The organism is Nocardia albiluteola (genome assembly GCF_018860155.1).
Lineage (GTDB): Bacteria > Actinomycetota > Actinomycetes > Mycobacteriales > Mycobacteriaceae > Nocardia > Nocardia albiluteola.
The window spans coordinates 119599-143605 of sequence record NZ_JAHKNI010000006.1 but is presented as its reverse complement, the minus strand read 5'-3'; the positions used below and the strand labels follow the sequence as shown (position 1 = coordinate 143605).

The following is a 24007-nucleotide window of genomic DNA, read 5'->3' as shown; positions in this document are numbered from 1 at the left end:
GCGTGAACGATATTCGATACGGACTACTGCTTCCCGCCGGTCAGGCTCAGCTCCAGGCCGGCGGGTCGGCCGCCGCGCTGCTGGACCTGGTGGTGACCGCGGAGCGACAGGGATTCGATTCGATCTGGGTGGGCGATTCGCTGCGCCGGGCGCGCATCGAGCCGCTGACCCTGCTCGCGGCCGCAGCCGCGGTCACCGAGCGGATCACGCTCGGCACGGCGATACTCATGCCCGCCTACCGGCAGCCGGTGCACACCGCGCTGACGATCGCATCGCTCGACCTGCTGTCGCGGGGACGACTCGTGCTGGGTGTCGGGGCCGGATTCCCGGGCCTGAGCGAGAACGAGTTCGAGCTGTCCCGGGTGGAATTCCGGACGCGCTTCTCCCAGCTCGACGACACCGTCCGGCTGTGGCGGCAGCTGTGGTCGGGAGACTCGAACCCCTTCCACGGCAAGGTTTTACACTACGACTGGCTCCCCGAGGTGCCGAGCCCGCATCGCCCCGGCGGCCCGCCGATCTGGCTGGGCGGCATCACCCCGGCCGCCCTGAGACGCACCGGCCGCCTCTACGACGGCTGGCTCCCCTATCCGCCCGAGGTTTCCGACTACGCCACGGGACTCGAGGCGATCCACGCATCGAGCGCCGAGGCCGGGCGCGACGAGAAGGACATCACCCCAGCTCTTTTCGCGACGGTCTTCATCGACGACGACGCCGAGCGCGGCCGCGCCGCCCTGGCGGCCTTCTGCGAGGCTAACTACCGCATGCCGCTGGAACAGGTCGGGCAGATCCAGGTGATGCTGACCGGATCCGCGAATGAGGTTGCCGCACAACTGAACCGGTACGTCGATGCGGGCGCGCGGCACCTGCTCATCCGAATCGCCGCGATCACACCCGATTCGTTCGCCACCCAGCTGGACCGCGTCACGCAGCTGATATAGCGGCACCGAAATCACCGAGCGGTTCGGCGAGGCGGAGTTGGTACCGTGCGAGGCAGTACTATTCACCGCGGGGCGTTCGCCCTATAGCCCGGGCGGCGCACCCGGATCACCCCGTCAGTGCCGACGAATTACCTTGCGGGAAGGACGGTCCGGGCCGGCTCCAGCGTGGACTCCATGGGTGGCGGACCCAGCGTCTCCCCCGGCTGCAGGCGGTGGATCGAGGCGTCGGTGGCGCGCAGTTCCGCGCCCGAGCCGCCGCGGCGTACCGCGACGATCTCCGCCGCGACGGCCACGGCCGTCTCCTCGGGGGTGTACCCGCCCAGGTCCAGGCCGATCGGCGAATGCAGCCGGGACAGTTCGGGTTCGGTCAGCCCGGCGGCGAGCAGCCGGGCGGTGCGGTCGCGGTGGGTGCGCCGCGAGCCCATCGCGCCGACATACGCGACGCGGCGGCGCAGGGCCACCTCCAGCACGGGCACATCGAATTTGGCGTCGTGCGTCAGCACACAGATCACCGTGCGGGAATCGGTGCGCGTCTGCTCCAGATAGCGGTGCGGCCAGTCCACGACGACCTCGTCGGCCTCGGGGAAGCGGGCCTTGGTGGCGAAGACCGGCCGGGCGTCGCAAACAGTGACGTGATAGCCGAGGAATTTCCCGATTCGTGCGACGGCGGCGGCGAAATCGATGGCGCCGAAGACGATCATGCGCGGCGGCGGCGTCGAGGATTCCACGAACACCGTGACTTCCTCGGCGTCGCAGCCGATCACGCGAATCCCGGTGACGCCGAGGTCGAGCATGGCCCGGGCCTCGGCGACTATCCGGGCATCGGCGGCCGCCACCGGGCCGGGCGCGCTCCCCTCATCGAGTGCGCCCGCCCCGGACTTCACGAGCCAGTCCGGGCCGACCGCCAGCATGTCGCCGGAGGTCGTATCCCGTACCAGCGCAACGGCTTCCTCCGTCCGCAGCGCCTTGTCGAGAACAGCGTGGTCGCGTGAGCCGACCGGGTGCACGAACACCTCGAGCACTCCGCCACAGGTCAATCCGACCGCGAAGGCGTCGGAATCGCTGTAGCCGAACGTTTCCCGCACGGGAACCCCGGTGGCCAGCGCCTCGCGGCACAACTCGTATACCGCGCCCTCGACGCACCCGCCGGAGATCGACCCGATGACGACGCCGTCCTCGTCGACCGCCATCGCGGCCCCGATCGGGCGCGGCGCGCTGCCGGTGACGCCGACGATGCTGGCGACGGCGAACCGCTTGCCGGCGGCCTGCCACGCGAGAATGTGCTCGGTCAGCTCACGCATTCCTCTTTATCCTCTCAGGAGTACTTCGATTCCGGATATGGCGAAGTAGCAGGCGAACACCGCGGTGACCACCCACACCAGCCAATGGATCTCCCGGAACTTGCCGCGCGCGGCCTTGATCACGGTGTAGGCGATCAGGCCCGCGCCCACGCCGTTGGTGATCGAGTAGGTGAACGGCATCGCGACGATGGTCAGGAATGCGGGAATGGCGACCTCCAGGTCGTTCCAGTCGATCTTGCGAGCCTGAGTCATCATCAGCGCCCCGACCAGCACCAGCGCGGGCGAGGCCGCCTGGATCGGCACCACCCCGGCGATCGGGGTGAAGAACATGACAGCCGCGAACAGCCCGCCGCTGACCAGGCTCGTCAGACCGGTACGGGAACCCTCACCGACACCCGTCGCCGATTCGACGTACACCGTTGCCCCCGCGCCGCCGGACACGCCGCCGATCACCTGGGCGATGCCGTCCAGGGTCAGCACCTTGCCCATGCCGGGCATGTTGCCCTTCTCGTCGACCAGGCCCGCCTCGTCGCAGACACCGAACACGGTGCCCATCGCGTCGAAGAATCCCGTCAGCACCAGCGTGAACAGCACCACGCCCGCGGTCAGCGCGCCGGCGGTGTGAAAGCCGCCGACCGGATCGACGTGCGCCATCAGCCCGAAGTTCGGCGCCGCGAAGAAGTTGTGCGGAACGTTGGGAACCGCTGTGCCCCAGTCCTTGTTCGGAATCTTGGCGACCGCGTTGATGATGATCGCCAGCACGGTCGAGGCCGCGATGCTGATCAGGATCGCGCCCGGCACCTTGCGGATGTACAGGGCCAGCATCATCAGCAGGCTGAATCCGAAGACCACTACCGGCCAGCCCGCGAGGTGTCCGCCGACACCCAGTGTCACCGGCGGCCCGTCCGAGGGACCGTGGCCGACCACGCCGGCCGACACCAGGCCGATCATCGCGATGAACAGGCCGATTCCCACACAGATGGCGTTCTTTATCGCCAGCGGAATCGCATTGATGATCATCGTCCGCAGGCCGGTGGCGGCCATGATCACGATGACCACGCCCATCAGCGCGACCAGGCCCATCGTCTGCGGCCAGGTCATATGCGGTGCGGCCTGATAGGCGACCACGGGCACCACGCCCAGGCCCGCCGCCAGGGCCAGCGGCACGTTGCCGACCAGGCCCATCAGAATTGTCGACAATCCTGCGGCAAATGCTGTCGCCGTGGTGATCTGCGCCTTGTCCAGGTGCGCACCGTGGATGTCGGTCGCGCTGCTCAGAATCAGGGGGACCAGCAGAATGACGTATGCCATCGCTAGGAAAGTGGTGATACCGCCGCGAATTTCGCGCGAAACGGTGCTGCCCCGCTCCCGGATCCGGAACAGCCGCTCCAGCGGCGGTCTCCCGGGTTCGGTGCTGACTTCGGGGCGGGTATCTACTTGGGTCATGGCTGCCCTCCTTTGGGCATAGCCGACCTGCGGTCCGAGCCGTCTCCGGACTTGGGTGCGGTTTGCGGTTGTGCGGCTCCGGCCCGCCCTTGGTCCCCCGGGGATGGTAGCCAGCGGAGCTTGCGGAGCTGGCGGGGTGGGTGAGTTCAGGCGGGCCGGAAACCCCTGTTGATCAACAGCTTTCGATGATGTCCGTCGGACGGACCGGCACACGGTTGATGTACCCGGCACCTCCGGCAGCCCGGATGGCGTCGCGGATCGCGGCGACGACAGCCGGGGTGGAGGAGAGCGTGGGCGGCTCTCCGGCGCCGCGCAGCCCGTATGGGGCACGCGGATCGGGGTTCTCGAGGATGACCAGGTCCTGCTTGGGCACATCGAGGATGGTGGGAATCAGATAGTCGGTGAACGAGGGATTGCGGACCTTACCGTCGGAGACCAGGATCTCCTCCATGACCGCGAGGCCGAGGCCCTGCACGGCGCCGCCGTGGATCTGGCCCTCGAGCTGCAGCCGGTTCATGATCTTGCCGACGTCCTGGACCGCGTCCAGGCTGACGACCTTCACCAGACCGAGATCGACATCGACGTCCACCACAGCGCGGTGCACGCAGACGGCCAGCTGGGTGTGGCTGTCTCCCTGGCCCGTCACCGGATCCATGCCGGTGGTCGGGTGGTGATGGTATTCGCGGGTCTCCTCGACAAACCCCTCATCGAGCACGTCGACGAGTGCCGCGAGCACCTCACCGGAGTTCGAAACGACCTTTCCGCCAACGAGATTCGCCGCGTCGGTCAGGCCCTTGGCGCGTGCCCGTACGAGCACCGAATCCCGCACGGCCCGGCACGCGTTCATCACCGCGCCACCGGTCATGTAGGTCTGGCGCGAGGCCGAGGTGGAACCGCCGCTGCCGACCCCGTTGTCCGCCGGATGGATGGTCACCCGCTCGATACCGAGTTCGGTGCGCGCGATCTGCGCCTCCACGGTCACCAGGCCCTGCCCGACCTCCGCGGCCGCGGTGTGCACCAGCGCCACCGGCTCGCCGCCGATGACCTCGAGCCGCACTCGGGCGGTCGAGAGGTCGTCGAAACCCTCGGAGAAGCAGATGTTCTTGATGCCCACGCCGTAGCCCACACCCCGCACGACGCCCTCGCCGTGGGTGGTCTGCGACAGCGCGCCCGGCAGGTTGCGAATGTCGGAGGCGTCGACCGCCGCGGGCAGCGGCAGCGCCTTGGCCTGCTCGAGCATCGACACCAGCGGCGTCGGCGCGTGCAGTACCTGTCCGGTGACGATGGTGTCGCCCTGCTCGGTCACATTGAGCTGGCGCACGTGTACCGGGTCCAGGCCCAAGGTGTCGGCGAGCTTGTCCATCATCGACTCGTGCGCGAAACATGCCTGCACGCCGCCGAATCCGCGCATCGCACCGCACACCGGGTTGTTGGTGTAGACGCCGTAGGTGTCGACCTCCACGTGCGGGATCTTGTACGGGCCGATGGACATCGAGGCCGCGTTGCCGGTGACGTTCAGGGTGGCCGAGGTGTAGGGACCGCCGTCCAGCACGATCTTCACCTTGGCGAAGACCAGCCGGCCCTCGTTGGTGGCGCCGTACTCGTACCACATCTGCGCCGGGTGTCGGTGCACATGCCCGAAGAAGGACTCCTCGCGGTTGTACACCATCTTGATCGGCTTGCGCGTGTACAGCGCGAGCATGCCGGCGTGGATCTCCATCGACAGATCCTCGCGGCCGCCGAAGGCGCCGCCGACACCCGCCAGCGTCATGCGAATCTGGTCCTCGGCCAGGCCCAGGCACGGGGCGATCTGCGTCAAATCCCAATGGAGCCACTGGGTTGCGACGTAGAACTCGAGGCCGCCGTCCTCGGTCGGAATGACAAGGCCGGACTCCGGGCCCAGGAATGCCTGGTCCTGCATGCCGACCTCGTACTGCTGGCTGATCACGACGTCGGCCATCGCGCGGCCGACCTCCAGATCGCCGACGCACACCGGCTGATAGCGGGTGATGCCGCCGCGCTCTTGCACCGCAAGGGTTTCCGGGTCCTCGATGACCGCCACGGGATCGGTGATCGGCTCGAGCACCTCCCACTCGATGGCGATCTTGTCCATCGCCCGGCGGCAGGTCTCCGGGTGGTCGGCGGCCACCAGCGCGATCGGCTCGCCGTGGTGACGCACCTTGTCGAAGGCCAGCACCGGCTGGTCCCAGGTGTGGTCCAGGCCGAAGTGCTTGCGGCCCGGCACATCCTCGTGGGTGAGGACGGCCTCGACGCCGGGCACCCGCAGCGCCTCGGTGATGTCGATGGACAGGATGCGTGCGCGCGGGTGCGGGCTGCGCAGCGTCATGCCCCAGAGCATGCCGTCGATCCACAGGTCCGAGGAGTAGGCGAAATCGCCCTTCACCTTCAGAATGCCGTCGGGGCGAAGGGGACTCGCGCCGATGCCGTCCTTGCCGGGCGCGGCGACATCGGTCGGAAACTTCGTGGTACGTGCCGTTGTCATCAAGAATCCTCTCGCAGGAAGCGACGACGGGCCTCGACACCGGCCTGCGCCAGGCGTTCCTGGTCGGCCGTGCGCAGCTCGCCGTTGTCCACGACGGTGTTGCCGCCGACCAGCAGCCGCGCCAGCGGCGGGGTCGGGCCGAAGACCAGGGAGCAAACCGGATCGTCGATCGCGGCGTAGAACCCGTCGACGCGCCACATGGCGATGTCGCCGAGCTTGCCGACCTCGAGCGAGCCGATCTCGTTGTGGCGGCCCAGGTTCCGGGCTCCGCCCAGGGTGCCGATCTCCAGCGCCTGCCGCGCGGTGAGTGCCTTCGGGCCGTGCACGGCGCGCTGGAACAGCAGCGCCTGGCGCATCTCTCCGGCCATGGCGGTCATCTCGCTGGAGGCATTGCCGTCCACGCCGAGGCCGACCGGGGCGCCCGCGGCGAGCAGATCCTTGACCCGCGCAATGCCCGCACCCAGACGGGCATTGGAGGTCGGGCAGTGCGCCGAGCCGGAGCCGGTGTCGGCGAAACGCTGAATGTCCTTGTCGTGCAGGTGTACCGCGTGCGCGAACCACACGTCGTCGCCGAGCCAGCCGATCCTTTCCATGTATTCGACCGGGGTGCAACCCATCTGCTCGATGCAGTGCTCCTCCTCGTCGAGGGTCTCAGCGAGGTGGGTGTGCAGGCGCACGCCCTTGGCGCGGGCCAGCGCGGCCGATTCGCGCATCAGGGTCTCGCTGACCGAGAACGGCGAGCACGGCGCGACCGCGACGCGCAGCATCGAATCGAACGACGCGTCGTGGTAGGTGTCGATCATTTCGACTGTGTGCGCGAGGATTTCGTCGGTGGTCTCCACGCACTCGTCCGGCGGCAGGCCGCCGTGGGACTGTCCGCGGTCCATCGAGCCGCGGCACGGGTGGAACCGGATGCCGACCTCGCGGGCGGCGGTGATCTCCGCGGCGAACAGATCGCCACGGCCCTTGGGGAATACGTAGTGGTGATCGGTCGAGGTGGTGCAGCCGGTCAGCGCCAGCCAGCCCAGCCCCGCCGCCGCCGCGCCGTACACGGCCTCGGCGTCCATGCGCGCCCAGATGCGGTACAGGCCGGTCAGCCACTCGAAGAGGGTGGCGTCCTGGAACAGGCCCTGCGTGGCCCACTGGTACAGGTGGTGATGGGTGTTGACCAGGCCGGGAGTGACCAGGGTGCCCGTGCCGTCGATGCGCTCGGCGCCCTCGATGGCGGGGGCGGCGCCCGAACCGAGCGCGGCGATGCGGCCGTTTTCGATCACCAGGTGGCCGTTGGCGATCTCCTCGCCGACAACCGGTGCGATATAAGCGTTTTCGATGACTACCGTGCTCACTTGGCCGCCGCCTTCCGCTCGGCCGCCAGATGCACGGCGTTGAGAATCTTTTCGTAACCGGTACAGCGGCACAGGTTGCCGGACAACGCCTCCCGGATCTCCCCGTCGGAGGGTTCCGGAACGCGCTCGATCAGATCGTGGGTCTGCACGAGCAGGCCCGGGGTGCAGAAACCGCACTGCACCGCGCCGGCGTCGACGAACGCCTGCTGCACCGGATCGAGCTTGTCCCCCTGCGCCAAGCCCTCCACCGTGCGCACCGAGCGCCCGTCGACCTGCCCGGCCGCGACCAGGCACGCGCACGCCGGGACACCGTCCAGGTACACCGTGCACGAACCACATTCCCCCTGCTCGCAGGCGTTCTTGGAGCCCGGCAGCCCCATCCGCTCGCGCAGCATGTAGAGCAGGCTCTCGCCCTCCCATACATCATCAACAGTTTCGTCGGCCCCATTGACCTGGAAGTTAACGCGCATCAGGCTGCTCTCCGCTCTGCCGCAAAGTCGTTCCAGGCCCAGGCGAGGGTGCGGCGCGCCATCACCGAGAGAGCATGCTTGCGATAGTCCGCGGTGCCGCGGACGTCGTCGATGGGCTTGGCCGACGCGGCGACCAGCGAGCCGAATTCGCGCAGCACGGAGTCCGCCAGTGGAGCCGGGTCGTCCCACGGCAGCGCCTGCGCGAGAAATTCCTCGGCCGGGCGGGCGCGCAGCGGGGTGGGGCCGGAGGATCCGATTCCTGTTCCCGCGGAACGACTTTCCGGATGCAATGCGACCGCGAAAGAGCACACCGCGATCACCATCGCGTTGCGGGTGCCCACCTTCGAGAAATACTGCGGGCCCGTCGCCGGTTCGAGCCAGATCGCCCGAATCAATTCATCGGCCTCGAGGGCATTCTTCTTCACCCACACATAGAAATCATCGATCGGAATCATGCGCGATCCGCGCGCGGCCGATTCCACCTCGATCACCGCATTCGCGGCCAAAAGCGCGGGGTGCGCGTCACCGGCCGGAGAAGCGCCGCCGAGATTGCCGCCGACGGTGCCACGATTGCGAATCTGCGGCGAACCGACCGTCCGCGAGGCCTGCGCCAGACCGGGCACCTGGCACCCGAAGTCACGAATGATCTTCACATACGGCACCCCCGCGCCGATACGAAGCTTGCCGTCGATTTCCTCGACGCGCCGCAGCTCACCGCACGGATTCAAATCCAGCAGCGCCGCCGGGCGGCTGTGATCGAAATTCATCTCGACCATCACATCCGTGCCGCCCTGAATGGCACGGGCCTCGGGATGGGCCGCCCGCAATTCGAGCGCTTCGGCCCAGTTCTCGGGTCGAAGGAATTCCATCGTCACTCCCCCCTGGCTTTCGCAGGTGTGCACCGCTGCACCGTCATCTGACCTCCATGGCATAAAACGTGTAGGCCCAGTACACCTGTCGGCGGGCGCCCGCGGCCACGACCGGAACTCCGAACTGTGCGCTGCTTCACACCGGATCGTTTGTGGTTATCTCCAATCGCCATCCCGGCGGCGTTACCCGCTCGGCGGATGCGACAGCCGGGTTACCGGCCTGTCACCTGCGGATCGGAGACAAGCAACCATCCGGACTGTTAGCGTTCGAGATCATGCGTCTACGTTCTCTGCTCGCCATGACGGATCTGGGACTGGAGCTCGTCACGGGGGAAGAGGAGCTCGACCGGTTCGTGCGGTGGGTGGTCACTCAGGATCTACCCGACCCCAGCCGCTACCTGTCGGGCGGCGAGCTCGTGCTCACCGGCATGCAGTGGCGCTCGGGCCCGCAGGACAGCGACGCGTTCGTCGCGGCGCTCGCGCGCGCCAAGGTCGCGGCGCTGGCCACCGGTGACGCCCGCTACGGCGAGCCGCCCGAGGACATCATCGAGGCCTGCCGCAAGTACCGGGTGCCGCTGTTCCGGGTGCACGAACAGGTGGCCTTCGCGACCGTCACCGAGCGCATCACCCGGCTGCTGTCGACGGGGCGCGCCGCGGATCTGACCGCGATCCTGGACCGGCACCGCCAATTGGTGTCCGGGACCGGACTGGGCTCGGTGCTCGAGCTCATCGAACGCGATCTGGACATGCGCTGCTGGGTGATGTCCACCACCGGGCGGGTGGTGGCCGGGCCGATCGCCGCGCCGCCCGCGCAGACGGTGACCGCGTTCCTGTCCGCCCGGCGGCTGCCGTGCGTCATCCGCACCGGGCCGCGGCCGTATTCGCTGTTCGCGGTCGACGAGCACGGCACCTCGCGCGTGGCGGACTGGATGCTGGTCTTCGATTCGGACTGTTCCGACTGGCCCGAGCAGCGGCGCGCACTGGCCGGGGAACTGGCCGCGATCGCCTCGCTCGAGCGCGTGCGCCACGACGATCGCCAGAGCGCCGAGGGGCGGCTGGCCGAGGAGCTGATCCAGCTGATCGTCTCCGATGCCAAACCGGCCGAGATCGTTTCGCGCCTCGAGCTGACCGGGCTCGGGGTCGCCGACAGCTATATCGCGGTGGCCGCGGCGGCCGAGGATACATTGCGGCCCAGGGAATTACGCGCCCTGTTGCGCGAAATCCTTTACGGCAGAACGCCGGCCGCCGGAGTGGTCGACGGCGAGGCGATCGCGCTGATCCCCGCCGACGATACGGTGCTGACCTCCATCGGCCGGGCCCTGGAAACCCTCGAGCCCGGCCTGGCCGGCGCCCACCTCTCGATCGGGGTCAGCGGCGTCGTGGACGGCGAGGGCCTGCGCGGCGCGGTCGAGGAGGCCCGCTATGCCCGGCGCATGGCCGCCGGGCGCGGGCGGGCCGCCGCCCTGGTCGGCCACGACGAGCTGGCCACCCACATGATGCTGCTGTCCAGCGTGCCCGACGAGGTGCGGCGGATGTTTCGGCTGCGCCTGATGGACCCGCTGGTCAGCTACGACCAGGACAACGGCGCCGACCTGGTGCACACCCTCGAGGTGTTCCTGCAGACCAACGGATCCTGGACCCGCAGTGCCGAACTGCTGCACGTGCACGTCAACACGCTGCGCTACCGGGTCGCCCGCATCGAGGAGCTCACCGGGCGCGACCTGTCGCGACTCGAGGACCGCGTGGACTTCTTCCTGGCGCTGGCCCTGGGCTGATCACTTTCCCGGCACGTAGGTGGTGAGTTTGTCCGGGATGATCCGGACGGCCAGCCGTTCCGCGCCGGGTTCGTCCGGGTGGGAGCCGCCGCCCATATACCGGGCGTACATCTCGTTGCCGACAATGTTCTCAGGATCGTCGGCAATCTCCACATGGCCGCGAATCTCGACGTACTGCCCGCTCGTCCGGCTGACCACCAGCAGGCTGACCCGGGGGTCGCGCTGCATGTTGCGGGTCTTCAACCGGCCCTTGATCGTGCTGAACAGGACGGTATCGCCGTCGTCCTTCACGAAGATCACCGAGGACTGCGGTCGCCCGTCGGAGTTGGTGGTGGACAGGATCGCCGCATGCGGGCCGTCGATCAGTTCGCGGGCTAGGGTGTTCAGGGATGTGGTCATGATGTGCTCACCTTGGTCGGTCGGGTAGGTACGAACAGGCAGACCACGCCGGTCCCGGAAAGGAATCGGCTCGGGGCGAACAATTTCGTGCCCGGTTCGGACCCCGAGGACCGCCCCGGCAGAGAGGATCATCGTGCGGGCGCAGGACCGCCCACCGCATGCCGAGTTCACCGGGCGGACCCAGCCGTACCGGCGCGAGCTGCTGGCACACTGTTACCGCATGCTCGGCTCCCTCGACGATGCCGAGGATCTGGTCCAGGAGACCTACCTGCGGGCCTGGCGCTCCTACGCCGATTTCGAGGAGCGGTCCTCGATGCGGACCTGGCTGTACCGGATAGCCACCAACGCCTGCCTGACCGCGCTCACCCGGCGCGGGCGGCGAGTGCTCCCGTCCGGGCTGGACGCCGCCAGCGAAAACCCTTATGCCGCACCATCGGCCGCCGACGGCGACGTCGACTGGCTGGGCCCGCTACCGGATTCACTGATCACCGCCGAATCCGACGATCCGGCAACGCTTGCCGCCACCCGCGACAGCCTGCGGCTCGCGCTCATCGGCGCGCTGCAGCATCTGTCCGGCCGTCAGCGCGCGGTGCTGCTGCTGCGCGAGGTGCTGAATTTTTCGGCCGCGGAGGTAGCCGAACTGCTGGATACCAGCCCGGCCGCGGTCAAGAGCACGCTGCAGCGGGCCCGGGCGCACCTGGGCGAGATCGCCACGACCGCGAGCGGACCGGCCCGTCCGACGACCTCGCAGGCGCACGCGCTGCTGGCGGAGTACATCTCGGCGTTCGAGAACTCCGATGCCGCGGCGCTGGAGAAGATCCTGCATCGCGACGCGGTGATCGAGATGCCGCCCTCGCGAACCTGGTTCTCCGGCAAGCGAACCTGCGGCGCATTCCTGGCCGCCCAGGCGGTCGGCGCGCCCGGTGACTGGCGCATGCTGCCCACGACGGCCAACAGTCAGCCCGCCGCGGCGGCCTACCACCGCGATGCCGACGGGGCATACGTGGCATTCGGCATCGCGGTACTGACCACGACGGACGATGCGATCACCGGCATTTCGGTGTTCGAAGATCCGGACCTCGTGCGCCACTGCGGCTTCGACGCGGTCCTCGCCGACGGGTGAGCACCACCACCGCGCCGGTGCCGCCAGGCCGGGGCCGTAGCGCCGGGGCGGCCCATCGCATCCGGGCCCCGCGCGGCAGCGCTCAGCCGAGCAGGGCGGTGAGTCCCCCGGCCAGGAATGTGACCTGATCGTCGAGGTATTCGGCGAGGTCGTCGGCCGAGGGAACCGCGCCGCGGCGCGAATTCCACTCCTCGGCCCGGCTCAGGCCCTGGAGAAAGACCATAAGGGCCACCGACCAGCGCCGCTCCAGCCGCAGCGGATCCGTGGCGGGGAAGGCGCGGCGCACCTGAACCAGCAGCTCGGACCGCAGATCGTGCTCGGTCGCGTCGAGGGCGGGATGGTTCTGGGTCGACATCTGCGCGACGATCTTGACCCAGCGGATCCCCCGGGTGCGATGGCGCCGCAGCAACTCCCGGTAGGGCTCGGTGACCGCATCCACCAGATCCTGCGCGGTGGGCGGGCCGGGGCACGCCGCCAGCACCGCGGTACGAGCTCGAATCCCATCGCGCACAGCGGTTCCCAGGTCGAGCAGGACCGCGGCCAGCAGGTCCGCCTTGGTGCCGAAGTGATAGTTCACCGAGGCCGCGCCGAGACCGGCCGCAGCATTGACCGCGCGCACCGAGACCGCGTCCAAGCCCTGCTCGGCGAACATGCGCTCGGCCGTCTTGATCAGCCGGGCGCGGGTCACATCGCCCTGCCGGTTTGTCGGTGCAATCACCTGTTTCGCCTCCCCACAAGGATCAGTTGATCCATTTTACAGCCCGAACAGAGCTGCTAACTACCTCGAATATCACTGTCTACATGCTGGATCCGATCAGATTCCCGATGAACGGGACTCCAGCTTCTGGATCAGTCGATCCATGATAGCAATGACAGGAAGGCAGTGAGTCAGCTCACAGCACAGCTCGACGAGGAGACACCTCATGTGGAACCCCGCCTCACTCCGATTCGGCGCATTCCTGGCGCCCTATCACCCCCTGGACGCGGACCCGGCCCTGCAGCTGCGGCGCGACATCGATCTGATGGAGCATTTGGACCACCTCGGCTTCGACGAGGCGTGGATGGGTGAACACCACTCCACCGGGGCCGAAATCGTGCCCGCCCCCGATATTTTCATCGCCGCGGCAGCCGAGCGCACCACGCGCATCCGCTTCGGCACCGGCGTGGTGTCGCTGCCGTACCACCACCCGCTGGTCACCGCGGACCGCATCGCGCAGCTCGATCTGCAGACCCGCGGCCGGATCATCTTCGGCACGGGCCCCGGCAAGATCCCGCTCGACGCGCACATGATGGGCATCGACCCCTCCGACCAGCGCCGTCGCCAGGGCGAGGCGCTCGAGGTGATCCTGCGGCTGTTGCGCGGCGAGGTGGTCGACGCGCAGACGGACTGGTTCACCCTGCGCGAGGCTCGCGCGCAGCTGCCCACCTACGATCCGGCCGGAATCGAGATCGCCGCCGCCTCCACCATCTCGCCCAACGGGTCCGTGCTGGCCGGCACCCACGGCCTGTCGCTGCTGTCGCTGGCCGCGAGCTCACCCGCGGGATTCGATGTGCTGGACCGCAATTGGGACGTCTATGAAAAGGTCTGCGCCGAGCACGGACACACCTCGGACCGCTCGACGTGGCGGCTGGTCACGCCGATGTTCCTGGCCGAGACCCGGGCCGAGGCCGAGCGCGCGGTATCGCGGCGGATCGGGTCCATGGCCGCCTACGTCAATCGCCAGACCGGGCGGGATCCGGACTGGGCGCACACGCCCGCGGGCATCATCGGGCAGTGGCGCGACGACTCGCTCGGCGAGTTCGGCCAGGCGGTCATCGGCACGCCCGACGAGGCCATCGCCCGGATCCAGCAGCTGATCGACAAGACCGGCGGCTTCGGCACCCTGCTGATCCTGCACGTGGACATGGCCGGCTGGCAGGACACCAAACGCAGCTTCGAGCTGTTCGCCTCCGAGGTGGTCCCGCACTTCAACCAGCGCAACCGCGGGCGCGTGGAGAGCCTGCAGTACGCCGAGGACCATCGGGACCAGCTGGTGGGCGGGCTGATCACCGCGATCACCAAGGCGCACACCGACTATTACGGCGCGAGCGCCGCGACGGGAGCCTGAGCATGCGCGCAGTGCAGTATCTCGACGGGGCCTTCACCGTCGCCGACGTGCCCGCCCCGCCCGCGCCGGGACCGGGCCAGCTCCGGATCACCGTGGCCGCCTGCGGAATCTGTGGCAGCGACCTGTCCATGTCGAAGGATCCACACCGGTTCGTCGATGTCGCCGCCGCCGCGGGCTACCCGCTCGCCACCTTCGACAACGCCAGGCCGGTCGTCCTGGGGCACGAATACGCGGGCACGATCGCCGAAATCGGGCCCGGTGTCACGGATTTCGCGATCGGCGATCGGGTCGCCGGAATCGGCCTGGCCACCGACACCGGCAGTGGCATTCCCACGATCATCGGATACTCCAACGAGTATCACGGCGCGTTCGGCGAACAGATCGTGGTCGACGGCTACTGGGTACGCAAGGTCCCGGATTCGTTGTCCTTGGAGCACGCCACGCTCGCCGAACCCCTGCACGTCGGGGAGATGCACGTGCAGCAGTCCGGGCTCACGGCCGCGGACTCGGCGCTCGTGATCGGTTGCGGCACCATCGGTCACGGCGCGATCGTCGCGGCCAAGGCGCACGGGGCCCGGCGGGTGATCGCCTCGGAGCCCTCGCCCAAGCGCCGGGAGCTGGCCCTGCGGATGGGCGCGGACATCGTCGTCGATCCCGGCGAGCGCGACCCGATCCAGGCGTGGAACGAGCTCGCCGGCGGTGACGGCGTGGTCGGCGGCGGGTACTGGCCGCCGGATTCTCCGACGAAACCACCATCCCGGTGACCGCCCAATTCCGCCGCATCGCAGTCAATTTCGGGCACGGTCCATACTCCGAGCCCTACGACATCACCCTGGCGCGCCTGGCGAGCGGTGAGATCGACGCCGAGGCGATCATCACCGGCCGCGTCGGCCTGGACGGCGTCGCGGACGCGTTCACCGCGCTGCGCGACCCGCGCGAGCACGTGAAGATCCTCGTGCGCCCCGGCGGCTGACACCGCGCCCGGGCCGTCCGGGTGCCGAGCGGTAGGGTTGGGCGTTATGGCATCGCCTCAACCTGCGCTTTCGACCCCGGGCACCCGGCGCCTGGCGCGGGCGTGCCGGGCCGACGTCACGGCGATGACCCGGCGGCTGATGGCGGCGATCTTCACCGACAACCCGGAGTGGACCGACTACACCTCGGTGCCGCGCGCGGATCTGCGCGACGGGTGCCGCCGGTATCTGACGCGGATCCTGGATCTGCTCGGTGGGGACACCAGCGATCCGGAGCACGACGACGTGGCCGCCGCGATCGGCAAGCATCGCGCCGAGCAAGGGGTGCCCATGGAGGCGATGCTGCGCACCTTCCGGCTCGGCGGCGGCATCGTCTGGGAGGCGCTGCTGGACCAGGCCGAGCTCGGCGATCCGGCCAACGGCGTTGGGCCGCAGGAGATCCGCGAGGCCGGGACCGCGATGTGGACGGTGATCGACGGGCTGTCCTCGGCGCTGGTCACCTCCTACCGCAACACCGAACTCGAACAGGTGCGCCGAGACGAACGGCGCCGCCACGCGCTGATCGAGGATCTGCTGGCCGGGCGGGCCCACGACGCCGCCTTCGCCGCGCGCGCGGCGCGCGAACTGAATCTGCCCGCGCAGGGCGCGTATCTGGTGGTCGCGGCCCGCGGCGGGGGCAGGCCCCTGCACGCGGGGTCGGAAACGGCGTTGGCGGCCTCGGGAATTCGCTCGGTCTGGCACGACCGGGTGGACACCACCATCGGGCTGGTCTCGCTCGAGAGTCGCACGGCCGCGGCTGTGCTGCAACAGGTTCGGCCACAGGTGCGGGGACGCGCCGGAGCGTCCCCGACGGTTCCCGGTCTGGCTCAAGTGGATTCGGCGCACGCTCTGGCCCTGATCGCGTTGCAGACCATGCCCGCCGAGGCGACCGGCCTGGTATCGCTGGACGAGCGCTATCCCGAGGCCCTGCTGGTCCGCTCCCCCGACCTCACCGATCTGCTACTCACTCACACGCTCGGCCCCATACTCGACCTCCCGGGCCGCGAACGCGAGGTGCTGCTGCGCACCCTCTCGGTGTGGCTGGCGCAGAACTGCTCGGCCGCCAACGCCGCACCGCGCCTGCACTGCCACCGCAACACCGTGATCAACCGACTCGCCCGCATCTCCACCCTGCTCGACCGCTCGCTCGACGGCCCGCGCACCCAGCTCGAACTGTCCCTCGCGCTCACCGCGCTGGGCCTCGACGACGCCGCGACCTGAGCGCCGCAACCTCCCGCACACCAACTCCCGCCACGCCTGAACAACGGTTGACATATATCGGCATAACGGGTGGCCCGAGCCCGGAAGCCGGACAACCCGGTGGTCTCATCGCGACCGTACTCACGAGTACTAATTGGGCGCTGCGCCCAATTAGCGGATACGATTCCTAGGCTTGTGAGTCATTGTTTGTGCACTCGGTAGCGACGACACTCGGTCAGGATGACCCACACCACAACCGGTACAGGGTCGTATTCGTTCGAGACGAGGAGCACCACGAGTGCCGGAATTCGATCTTTTGGTGATCGGCGGCGGTCCCGGCGGCTATGTTGCCGCCATCCGCGCGGCCCAGCGCGGGCTGTCGGTGGGGCTGGTGGAGAAGGAGCGGCCGGGCGGGGTGTGCCTGAACTGGGGCTGCATACCCACCAAGGCCATGCTGCGATCCGCCGAGGTCTTCCAGACCCTTTCCAGCGCAGCGGATTTCGGCGTGTACGCCGACAACGTCCGCTTCGATTTCGCCGCCGTGCGCCAGCGCAAGGACGGCATCGTCAAGGAGCTCACCGACGGTGTCGCGGGCCTGCTGAAGGCCAACGGCGTCACGGTGATCGAGGGCCACGCACGCTTCACCGGACCGACAACCGTGCAGGTGTTCGAGGCTGGAACCTCGCCGATCTTCGAGGGCGGCCCGCGCTACGCCGCCGCCCCGACCGCGACCGCGATCCGCGAGATCACCGCCGCCGACGTGATCGTCGCGACTGGTTCGGTGCCCGCCCAGCTGCCCCTGCCGGGCGCGGACCTGCCGGGCGTGATCACCTCCGACGGCGCGTTCGGGCTGACCGAGGTGCCCCGGCGCCTGGTCGTCATCGGCGGCAGCGCCGTGGGCGCGGAATGGGCCAGCCTGTTCCACACCTTCGGCAGCGAGGTCACCGTCGTCGAGATGCAGGATCGCCTGGTTCCGTTGGAGGACAAGGAGATCGGTACCGCGCTGGGCCGCTCGTTCGGCAAGCGCGGCATCACCGTGCTCACCGGCTCCACGGTCAGCGGCATCGCGCAGGCCACCGACGGCCTGCGCGTCACCGTCGGCGGCCCGCAGGCGCGCGAGATCGACGCGGACGTCGTGCTGGTCGGCGTCGGCCGCCGCCCCAACACCGCCGAGCTGGGCCTGGATACCGCCGGAATCGCCACCGACGCACGGGGTTTCATTCCCGTCGACGAGCAGTTGCGCACCGGTGTCGAGCACATCTACGCCATCGGCGACGTCACCGGCAAGGCACTGCTGGCGCACGTCGCCTCCCATCAGGGCCTGACCGCCGCCGACGCCATCGCCGGGCACGACGCGCGCATCGACTACGCGGTGATCCCCGCCGCCACCTTCACCCACCCCGAGATCGCCAGCGTGGGCCTGACCGAGGAGGCCGCCCGCGCGGCCGGGCACGAGGTCGTCACCGCGAAATTCCCGTTCGCGGCGCTGGGCCGGGCCAAGACCTTCGGGGAGACCGAGGGATTCGTAAAGATCGTTGCCGGGCAGCAGCATCAGGAGGTGCTCGGCGTGCACATCATCGGCCCGTCGGCCAGCGACCTGATTGCCGAAGGGGCCCTGGCGATCTCGCTCGAGGCCACCCTCGAGGAGCTCGCCGACACCATCCACGCCCACCCCACCCTCGGCGAGATCGGCATGGAGACGGCCCTGGCCGGGCTCGGGCTGCCGGTCCACATCGCGCCGCCCCGCAAGCGTTGAGGAGCATCGTGACCACCACCACCGCACCCCGCAAGGCCGCGCGCAAGGCCACCCGCCCCGCCGCGCCGAACGCGAATACCAAGTCCACCACCGGAACCGACCTCGCCGAGCCCCCCTTCGGCGGCGAGAGCCCCGACCGCCTGCGCGAGCTGTACCGCGACATGCTGTTCGTGCGCCGCTTCGAGGAGCGCACCGCGCAGGCGTACCAGCAGGCCAAGATCGGCGGCTACTGCCACCTCAATCTCGGCGAGGAGGCCACCGTCGTCGGCATGGGCGCGGCCATGCGCCCGACCGACTACCTGTTCACCAACTACCGCGAGCACGGTTACGCGCTGGCCAAGGGCATCGAGCCGGGCCGCGTCATGGCCGAGCTGTACGGCCGCTCCACCGGCACCTCCAAGGGCTGGGGCGGTTCGATGCACATGTACGACACCGCCACCCGGCTGCTGGGCGGCTATGCCATTGTGGGCGGCCAGGTTCCGCTCGCGATCGGCGCGGCCCTCGCGATCGACTACCGCGGCGACGACGACGTCGTGGTGTGCCAGATGGGTGAGGGCACAACGAATATCGGCGCGTTCCACGAGTCGCTGAACATCGCCGCGCTGTGGAATCTGCCGGTGGTGTTCCTGGTGATCAACAACCAGACCGGCATGGGCACCACGGTCGAGAAGTCCTCGGCCGAACCGGATCTGTACAAGCGCGCGGCCTCCTACCGCATGCGTGGCGAGCGCGTGGACGGCACCGATGTGCTGGCCGTGCGCGACGTCGCGAGCGAGCTCATCGAGGGGGCGCGGCGCGAGGGCAAACCGGCGCTGCTCGAGGCGGTCAGCTACCGGCTCAAGGGCCACTCGGTGGTCGACCCGGCCAAGTACCGCACCACCGAGGCGGTGGAGACCGCCCGCGAGCACGACCCGATCGCGCTGTGGCACAGCCGATTGCTGGAGGCGGGCGTCCTCACCGAGGAGTCGGCCGAGGCGGTCGAGGCCGAGGTGCGCGAGAGTGTCGCCGCCGCGGTCGAATTCGCGGACTCCAGCCCGCATCCGGATCCGTCGAGCCTGTTCGACTACACGTACGCGACCCCGGTGCCCGGAGAGCAGCGCCGCCTGCCCGCCGACCCGCTGTTCCGCTGAAGCCACCCACCCCGCCGACTCCGCTACTCGGTCGGCCCACCATTCCCGTGTCTGAGGTAAACCGTGCCTGTCATTAGCTATCGCGAGGCCCTTCGCGAAACCCTGCGTCAGGAGATGCGACGCGACGACGACGTCTTCCTGATCGGCGAGGAGATCGGCGTCTTCGAGGGCTCCTACAAGATCACCGCCGGCCTGCTGGCCGAATTCGGTGAGAAGCGCGTGCGCGACACCCCGATCGCCGAGGAGGGTTTCGTCGGCGCCGCGATCGGCGCGGCCATGCTCGGGCTGCGCCCGGTCGTGGAGATCATGACGATCAACTTCTCACTGCTGGCCCTGGATCAGATCGTCAACCATGCCGCCAAGATCTACGGCATGTTCGGCGGGCAGACCAATGTGCCGATGGTCATCCGCACACCCGGTGGCGGCGGCCAGCAGCTGGGCGCCACCCACTCGCAGAACATCGAGCTGTACTACGCGTTCGTACCCGGCTTGAAGGTCGTGGCACCCAGCACCCCCGCCGACGCGGCCGGACTGCTCAAAGCGTCCATCGAGGACGACGATCCGGTGCTGTTCCTGGAGAACCTCTCGCTCTACAACACCAAGGGCGAGGTGCCGGAGGATCCCGAGCCGATCCAGATCGGCAAGGCCAAGGTGACCCGCGAGGGCACCGACATCACCCTGATCGGCTATTCCCGCATGGCCACGGTCTGCACCCAGGTGGCCGAACGCCTTGCCGCCGAGGGCATCTCGGCCGAGGTCATCGACCTGCGCAGCCTGCGCCCGCTGGATCGCGACACGCTCGTCGCGTCCGTGCGCAAGACCGGATGCGCGGTCATCGGCGAGGACGACTGGCTCACCTACGGCATCGGCGCGGAGCTCGCGGCGTCCATCTCCGACGGCGCCTTCGACTACCTCGACGCCCCAGTGCGCCGCGTCGCGATGGCCGAGGTGCCGCTGCCCTACGCCAAGCCGCTCGAGCGCATCGCGCTGCCCTCCGCGGACTCGCTGTACACCGCGGCCGTGGAAACCCTTGCGGCCGTGGGCCGCCGACGGAGCTGAGAGGAGAGACTCATGCCTGAAATCACCATGCCCCGCCTCTCGGACACCATGGAGGACGGCGTCATCGCGTCGTGGCTCAAGAAGGTGGGCGATCCGGTCGCGCGCGGCGAGGTCATCGCCGAGATCGAGACCGACAAGGCGCTGATGGAGCTGGAGGCCTACGACGACGGGGTGCTCGAACAGATCCTCGCCGACGCGGGAGCCCGGGTGCCGATCGGTGAGCCGATCGCACTGGTCGGGGACGGCAGCGGGGCCGCGAGCGCCACAAGCGCACCGGCCGTGGGGAATCCGGCCGCGACCGGCGGCGCCGCGGATTCCGCCGCTGCCGTCGCCCCCGCGCCCAGCACTCCTGCCCCGGCATCGGTTCCCGAGCCCGCCCCCGCGCCGGCCGCCGGCGAACGCCGCAAGTCGTCGCCGTTGGCGCGCAAGGTCGCCCGCGAGCTCGGCGTCGACATCGCGACCGTCACCGGCACCGGCCCGGGCGGGCGGATCACCCGCAACGACGTCGAATCCGCCTCGCGCACCGCGGTATCCGCGCCGGTGGCCACCGCGCCGGCCGCCTCGCCCCCCGTGACGCCGGCCCCCACCGCCGTCCCCTCGGGCGAGTACGACGAGATCCCGCTGACCCGGATTCAGCAGGTCTCGGCCACCCGCCTCACCGAGAGCAAGCAGCAGGCCCCGCACATCTATCTGACCAGCGCGATCGATGTCACCGAGCTGCTCGCCTTCCGGGTGCAGATCAATGCCACGCTGGAGGCCGCCGGCAAGGGCAAGGTCAGCGTCAACGACCTGCTGGTCAAGGCGGTCGCCTCGACGCTGCGCACGGACCCCGCGGTCAACGTCAGCTTTGCCGGTGACAAGCTGCTGCAGCACAAGGGAATTCACCTCGGCATCGCGGTGGCGACCCCGGCCGGGCTGCTGGTGCCGGTGATCCGCGACGCCGACCGCAAGAGCGTGTCGGAGATCGCCGCGCAGAGCCGCGATCTGGCCGGGCGCGCCCGCGATCGCAAGCTGCGCGCCGAGGAGATGCAGGGCGGCACCTTTACCATCTCCAACCTTGGCATGTTCGGCATCGAGCAGTTCACCGCGGTGATCAACCCGCCCGAATCGGCGATCCTGGCGGTCGGCGGCGCGAGCGACGAGCTCCGCCTCGAGGACGGCGAGGTCGTCTCGCGCAAGATCCTGCGCGTCACCCTGTCCGCCGACCACCGCGCCATCGACGGCGCGATCGCAGCGAAGTTCCTGCAGCAGTTGAAGGATCTGGCCGAGCACCCGCTGCGCATCGTCACCTAGCTGGTGTCGAACGGACCTCCGGCGGGCTGTGGTGTTGTGCCGGCGGTGGTACCAGCTACCAGTCGTTTCGGGTTGTGCCCGTGGCGATTCGGCCTGAGGGCGCCGTATGCCTGGCGTCCTCAGGCCCTGCTGCGGTTCAGCCGCTGGTGGGGTAACCGATACCGAGGACCGTGGCGAAACGGCTACGGTTCAGAAGGTGAACTGTTGGCCGTAGCCGGTGGTCTGCACTGTTCCCGCTGTGGTGCTTATCGTTGCGCTGACGAAGGGGACAGCCGATACCGGCGACGCACACTGGGCGATGTTCAATGGGGCGTTGTTGAAAGAGATGGTGTACGGAAACGTGGTGTTGTTGTCCAGAGTGCTCGTCGCCGTCTGAACGGTGGTGACCTGGCCCGGTGACAAGGTGCCCGCCAACTCTTGTGACACGCCCAAGCTCCCACCGATGCTCGGCCCGAGCGTAAAGCTGGGCGGGGTGATCGATGCGCTGGGCGTGCTGATCGATGCGCTGGGCGGGGTGATCGACACGCTGGGGGCGCTAGCGGCGGAACTCTGCGGAATCACCGGCCCCGGTGCGACAATCGTCCCCAGTGGGAGGGTCGTTCCTGATGCGACAGTCGTCCCCGATCTGAGGGTCGTTCCCGGTCTGAGAGTAATACTCGGCGCGACAGCCGTACTCGGCGCAGCGACCGTACTCGGCGCGGCAGCCGTACTCGGCGCGGCAGCCGTACTCGGCGCGGCAGCCGTACTCGGCGCGACAGCCGAACTCGGCGCGACAGCCGAACTCGGCGCGACAGCCGAACTCGGCGCGACAGCCGAACTCGGCGCGGCAATCGTACTCGGCGCGGCAATCGTACTCGGCGCGGCAATCGTACTCGGCGCGGCAGCCGTACTCGGCGCGGCAGCCGTACTCGGCGCGGCAGCCGTACTCGGCGCGGCAGCCGTACTCGGCGCGACAGCCGAACTCGGCGCGACAGCCGAACTCGGCGCGGCAATCGTACTCGGCGCGACAGCCGAACTCGGCGCGGCAGCCGCACTCGGCGCAACAGCCGTAGTCCGCGCAGCGACCGTAGTCGGCGCAACAGTCGTACTCGACGCAGCAGCTGAACTCGACGCAGCAGCTGAACTCGGCGCAACAGCCGCACTCGGCGCGCTGACGCTGTCGCTCGGTGGGCTGACCGACACAGTGGGTGGGGTGAACGACGGCGAGATACTGGCTGACAGTCCTTGACTGGGATCGATGCCGACAGTGACACCGCCGGACACGCTGATCCCGCAGCCGAGGATGAACCCCGCGACGGCCTGTCCGGAGGTCACCCCCTTACCTCCCACGTTCACCGAGAAGTTACCGGACATCTGCGCGGCATGCGAGAACGTCATGAGGTAGTTCGGCGTCCGGTCACCAGGGGGATCGGCTCTGACATTTTCTACCATTGTCGTCAAATGAATTCCCGCACCGGATGCGTCCCCGCCCCGCCGTGGTGGTGGCGGCGGCTGTTGGGCCCGGCTCGGCTCGGTGCCGCCGGACCACAGGGTCACTGTGGCCAGGATGGCGGCGATCGTGCCGGCCGCCATAACGGCGAATGGAGGTCGCATACCTGCTCTTTCGAAGCGGATCCACATCAGCGCGAAATCACATGAACAGCCCCACTCAGCTACAACCCTACGTAGCTGTCGAATGGCAAGAGTAGCGAAAAATCGGCCGAGTGCTCAGAAGCGGCAGGCGTGTCGGTGATGAAGCACCAAATTCGCTGCGGCGCGCAGTCTTTCCGTTACTCAGCCTTTTCTTGGTGACGCGACCACCTGCGCCGTTGATCCATCTCTCGGACAATAGCTCTCGATCGACCGGCGCCCACCCGACGTGCCGCCATAGGCCAGAAACACGCCGAGCTAGCAGTTCTCGCAGTTCTCCGCCGGGGTTGCCGTGACCGAGCCTAGACTGTCCGCACCAGAAATTGCGACAAACACTCGAGGTCGGGACCCAGGAACAAGAAGACGTAGCGTCCAGGAGGCGGAATGTTGGAAACTGGTCATCGGTGGATATCGAGTTCGATGTTGGTTGCGAGCATGCTGCCGCTGGCGGTTGTTCTCGGAACCGGACAAACCAATGCATCCTCCGTGGATGCCGCACCGGCCGCGCCACCGACACCAGCGTCCCCGCTATCGTCGCCGAGCATTCTCGCGCCACGCGACCGCCCGCTGGCGATGCGATTGCCGAGTATCGTGCCGCCGGTGGCGTTGCCGAACATCGTGCCTTCGATTGCGCTTCCAACGATCGCGCTCC

At 68.7% G+C, this 24007-nt stretch carries 19 protein-coding genes and 1 pseudogene; 10 read left to right on the top strand and 10 right to left on the bottom strand.

From position 1 onward, the window contains the following. Window positions 1-2 precede the first annotated feature (2 nt). Window positions 3-938, top strand: a complete 936-nt coding sequence (locus tag KO481_RS19120) for an LLM class flavin-dependent oxidoreductase (protein ID WP_308166679.1) — start codon at window positions 3-5, stop codon at window positions 936-938. Window positions 939-1066: 128 nt separating this feature from the next. On the opposite strand, the gene KO481_RS19115 is transcribed toward KO481_RS19120, so the two are convergent. The 6 genes from KO481_RS19115 to KO481_RS19090 all read right to left on the bottom strand — a co-directional run bounded on the left by KO481_RS19115 (window position 1067) and on the right by KO481_RS19090 (window position 8873). Further along, window positions 1067-2239: an XdhC family protein gene (locus KO481_RS19115; protein ID WP_215918552.1), complete on the bottom strand. Its 1173-nt coding sequence runs from the start codon at window positions 2237-2239 to the stop codon at window positions 1067-1069. A 6-nt stretch (window positions 2240-2245) separates the two neighbouring features. After that, window positions 2246-3685, bottom strand: a complete 1440-nt coding sequence (locus KO481_RS19110) for an NCS2 family permease (RefSeq protein WP_215918551.1) — start codon at window positions 3683-3685, stop codon at window positions 2246-2248. A 172-nt stretch (window positions 3686-3857) separates the two neighbouring features. Next, window positions 3858-6188, bottom strand: a complete 2331-nt coding sequence (locus KO481_RS19105) for a molybdopterin cofactor-binding domain-containing protein (protein ID WP_215918550.1) — start codon at window positions 6186-6188, stop codon at window positions 3858-3860. Then, a complete protein-coding gene (locus tag KO481_RS19100) occupies window positions 6188-7534 on the bottom strand; it encodes an 8-oxoguanine deaminase (protein WP_215918549.1) in 1347 nt (448 codons plus the stop codon). The genes KO481_RS19105 and KO481_RS19100 overlap by 1 nt, the downstream gene beginning before the upstream one ends. Next, complete coding sequence (locus tag KO481_RS19095; RefSeq protein WP_215918548.1) at window positions 7531-8004, bottom strand: (2Fe-2S)-binding protein; 474 nt, start codon at window positions 8002-8004, stop codon at window positions 7531-7533. Before KO481_RS19095 ends, KO481_RS19100 begins: the two co-directional genes overlap by 4 nt. Further along, entirely contained in the window at window positions 8004-8873 is an 870-nt protein-coding gene (locus KO481_RS19090; protein WP_215918547.1) for an FAD binding domain-containing protein, read from the bottom strand. Before KO481_RS19090 ends, KO481_RS19095 begins: the two co-directional genes overlap by 1 nt. Before the next feature lie 275 nt (window positions 8874-9148). Here KO481_RS19090 and KO481_RS19085 point away from each other — a divergent pair, with 275 nt between their 5' ends. Next, window positions 9149-10648 carry a PucR family transcriptional regulator gene (locus KO481_RS19085; RefSeq protein ID WP_215918546.1) on the top strand — a complete coding sequence of 500 codons (1500 nt, stop codon included), beginning with the start codon at window positions 9149-9151 and terminating at the stop codon, window positions 10646-10648. Here the strand turns inward: KO481_RS19085 and KO481_RS19080 are convergent, their stop codons facing one another. Beyond that, window positions 10649-11047, bottom strand: a complete 399-nt coding sequence (locus tag KO481_RS19080; protein WP_215918545.1) for a pyridoxamine 5'-phosphate oxidase family protein — start codon at window positions 11045-11047, stop codon at window positions 10649-10651. It lies immediately after the preceding gene. A 133-nt stretch (window positions 11048-11180) separates the two neighbouring features. Between KO481_RS19080 and KO481_RS19075 the strand changes: the two genes are divergently transcribed. Beyond that, on the top strand, window positions 11181-12170 hold the full coding sequence (locus tag KO481_RS19075) for a sigma-70 family RNA polymerase sigma factor (RefSeq protein ID WP_215918544.1): 990 nt from the start codon (window positions 11181-11183) through the stop codon (window positions 12168-12170). A gap of 82 nt (window positions 12171-12252) precedes the next feature. Here KO481_RS19075 and KO481_RS19070 read toward each other — a convergent pair whose 3' ends face one another. Continuing rightward, window positions 12253-12888 (bottom strand): TetR/AcrR family transcriptional regulator, encoded by a 636-nt coding sequence (locus tag KO481_RS19070; RefSeq protein ID WP_215918543.1) that lies wholly within the window; start codon window positions 12886-12888, stop codon window positions 12253-12255. 205 nt (window positions 12889-13093) lie between these two features. Here KO481_RS19070 and KO481_RS19065 point away from each other — a divergent pair, with 205 nt between their 5' ends. The 7 genes and pseudogenes from KO481_RS19065 (at window position 13094) to KO481_RS19035 (ending at window position 21726) form a co-directional block, all read left to right on the top strand. Then, window positions 13094-14278 (top strand): LLM class flavin-dependent oxidoreductase, encoded by a 1185-nt coding sequence (locus KO481_RS19065; RefSeq protein WP_215918542.1) that lies wholly within the window; start codon window positions 13094-13096, stop codon window positions 14276-14278. A 2-nt stretch (window positions 14279-14280) separates the two neighbouring features. Beyond that, window positions 14281-15251: pseudogene (locus KO481_RS19060) on the top strand (alcohol dehydrogenase catalytic domain-containing protein). Window positions 15252-15297: 46 nt separating this feature from the next. After that, on the top strand, window positions 15298-16509 hold the full coding sequence (locus KO481_RS19055) for a PucR family transcriptional regulator (protein WP_215918541.1): 1212 nt from the start codon (window positions 15298-15300) through the stop codon (window positions 16507-16509). 277 nt (window positions 16510-16786) lie between these two features. Beyond that, the gene (gene lpdA, locus KO481_RS19050; protein WP_215918540.1) at window positions 16787-18244 is read left to right on the top strand and encodes a dihydrolipoyl dehydrogenase; all 1458 of its coding nucleotides are present in this window, start codon (window positions 16787-16789) and stop codon (window positions 18242-18244) included. A gap of 8 nt (window positions 18245-18252) precedes the next feature. Beyond that, window positions 18253-19374: a pyruvate dehydrogenase (acetyl-transferring) E1 component subunit alpha gene (pdhA, locus tag KO481_RS19045; RefSeq protein ID WP_215918539.1), complete on the top strand. Its 1122-nt coding sequence runs from the start codon at window positions 18253-18255 to the stop codon at window positions 19372-19374. Between the two features lie 72 nt (window positions 19375-19446). Beyond that, entirely contained in the window at window positions 19447-20433 is a 987-nt protein-coding gene (locus KO481_RS19040; RefSeq protein ID WP_215918880.1) for an alpha-ketoacid dehydrogenase subunit beta, read from the top strand. A gap of 12 nt (window positions 20434-20445) precedes the next feature. Next, on the top strand, window positions 20446-21726 hold the full coding sequence (locus KO481_RS19035) for a dihydrolipoamide acetyltransferase family protein (protein WP_215918538.1): 1281 nt from the start codon (window positions 20446-20448) through the stop codon (window positions 21724-21726). A gap of 189 nt (window positions 21727-21915) precedes the next feature. Here KO481_RS19035 and KO481_RS19030 read toward each other — a convergent pair whose 3' ends face one another. Both KO481_RS19030 and KO481_RS19025 read right to left on the bottom strand, forming a co-directional pair. Beyond that, window positions 21916-23157 (bottom strand): MspA family porin, encoded by a 1242-nt coding sequence (locus KO481_RS19030; RefSeq protein WP_372452089.1) that lies wholly within the window; start codon window positions 23155-23157, stop codon window positions 21916-21918. Window positions 23158-23753: 596 nt separating this feature from the next. Continuing rightward, complete coding sequence (locus KO481_RS19025; protein ID WP_215918536.1) at window positions 23754-23972, bottom strand: hypothetical protein; 219 nt, start codon at window positions 23970-23972, stop codon at window positions 23754-23756. Window positions 23973-24007 lie beyond the last annotated feature (35 nt).

Coding starts and splice junctions, on each gene's coding strand:
- KO481_RS19115 (WP_215918552.1), bottom strand. CDS start 2,239: ATGCGTGAGCTGACCGAGCACATTCTCGCGTGGCAGGCCGCCGGCAAG.
- KO481_RS19110 (WP_215918551.1), bottom strand. CDS start 3,685: ATGACCCAAGTAGATACCCGCCCCGAAGTCAGCACCGAACCCGGGAGA.
- KO481_RS19105 (WP_215918550.1), bottom strand. CDS start 6,188: ATGACAACGGCACGTACCACGAAGTTTCCGACCGATGTCGCCGCGCCC.
- KO481_RS19095 (WP_215918548.1), bottom strand. CDS start 8,004: ATGCGCGTTAACTTCCAGGTCAATGGGGCCGACGAAACTGTTGATGAT.
- KO481_RS19090 (WP_215918547.1), bottom strand. CDS start 8,873: ATGGAATTCCTTCGACCCGAGAACTGGGCCGAAGCGCTCGAATTGCGG.
- KO481_RS19085 (WP_215918546.1), top strand. CDS start 9,149: ATGCGTCTACGTTCTCTGCTCGCCATGACGGATCTGGGACTGGAGCTC.
- KO481_RS19080 (WP_215918545.1), bottom strand. CDS start 11,047: ATGACCACATCCCTGAACACCCTAGCCCGCGAACTGATCGACGGCCCG.
- KO481_RS19065 (WP_215918542.1), top strand. CDS start 13,094: ATGTGGAACCCCGCCTCACTCCGATTCGGCGCATTCCTGGCGCCCTAT.
- KO481_RS19055 (WP_215918541.1), top strand. CDS start 15,298: ATGGCATCGCCTCAACCTGCGCTTTCGACCCCGGGCACCCGGCGCCTG.
- KO481_RS19035 (WP_215918538.1), top strand. CDS start 20,446: ATGCCTGAAATCACCATGCCCCGCCTCTCGGACACCATGGAGGACGGC.
- KO481_RS19030 (WP_372452089.1), bottom strand. CDS start 23,157: ATGGTAGAAAATGTCAGAGCCGATCCCCCTGGTGACCGGACGCCGAAC.
- KO481_RS19025 (WP_215918536.1), bottom strand. CDS start 23,972: ATGTTCGGCAACGCCACCGGCGGCACGATACTCGGCAATCGCATCGCC.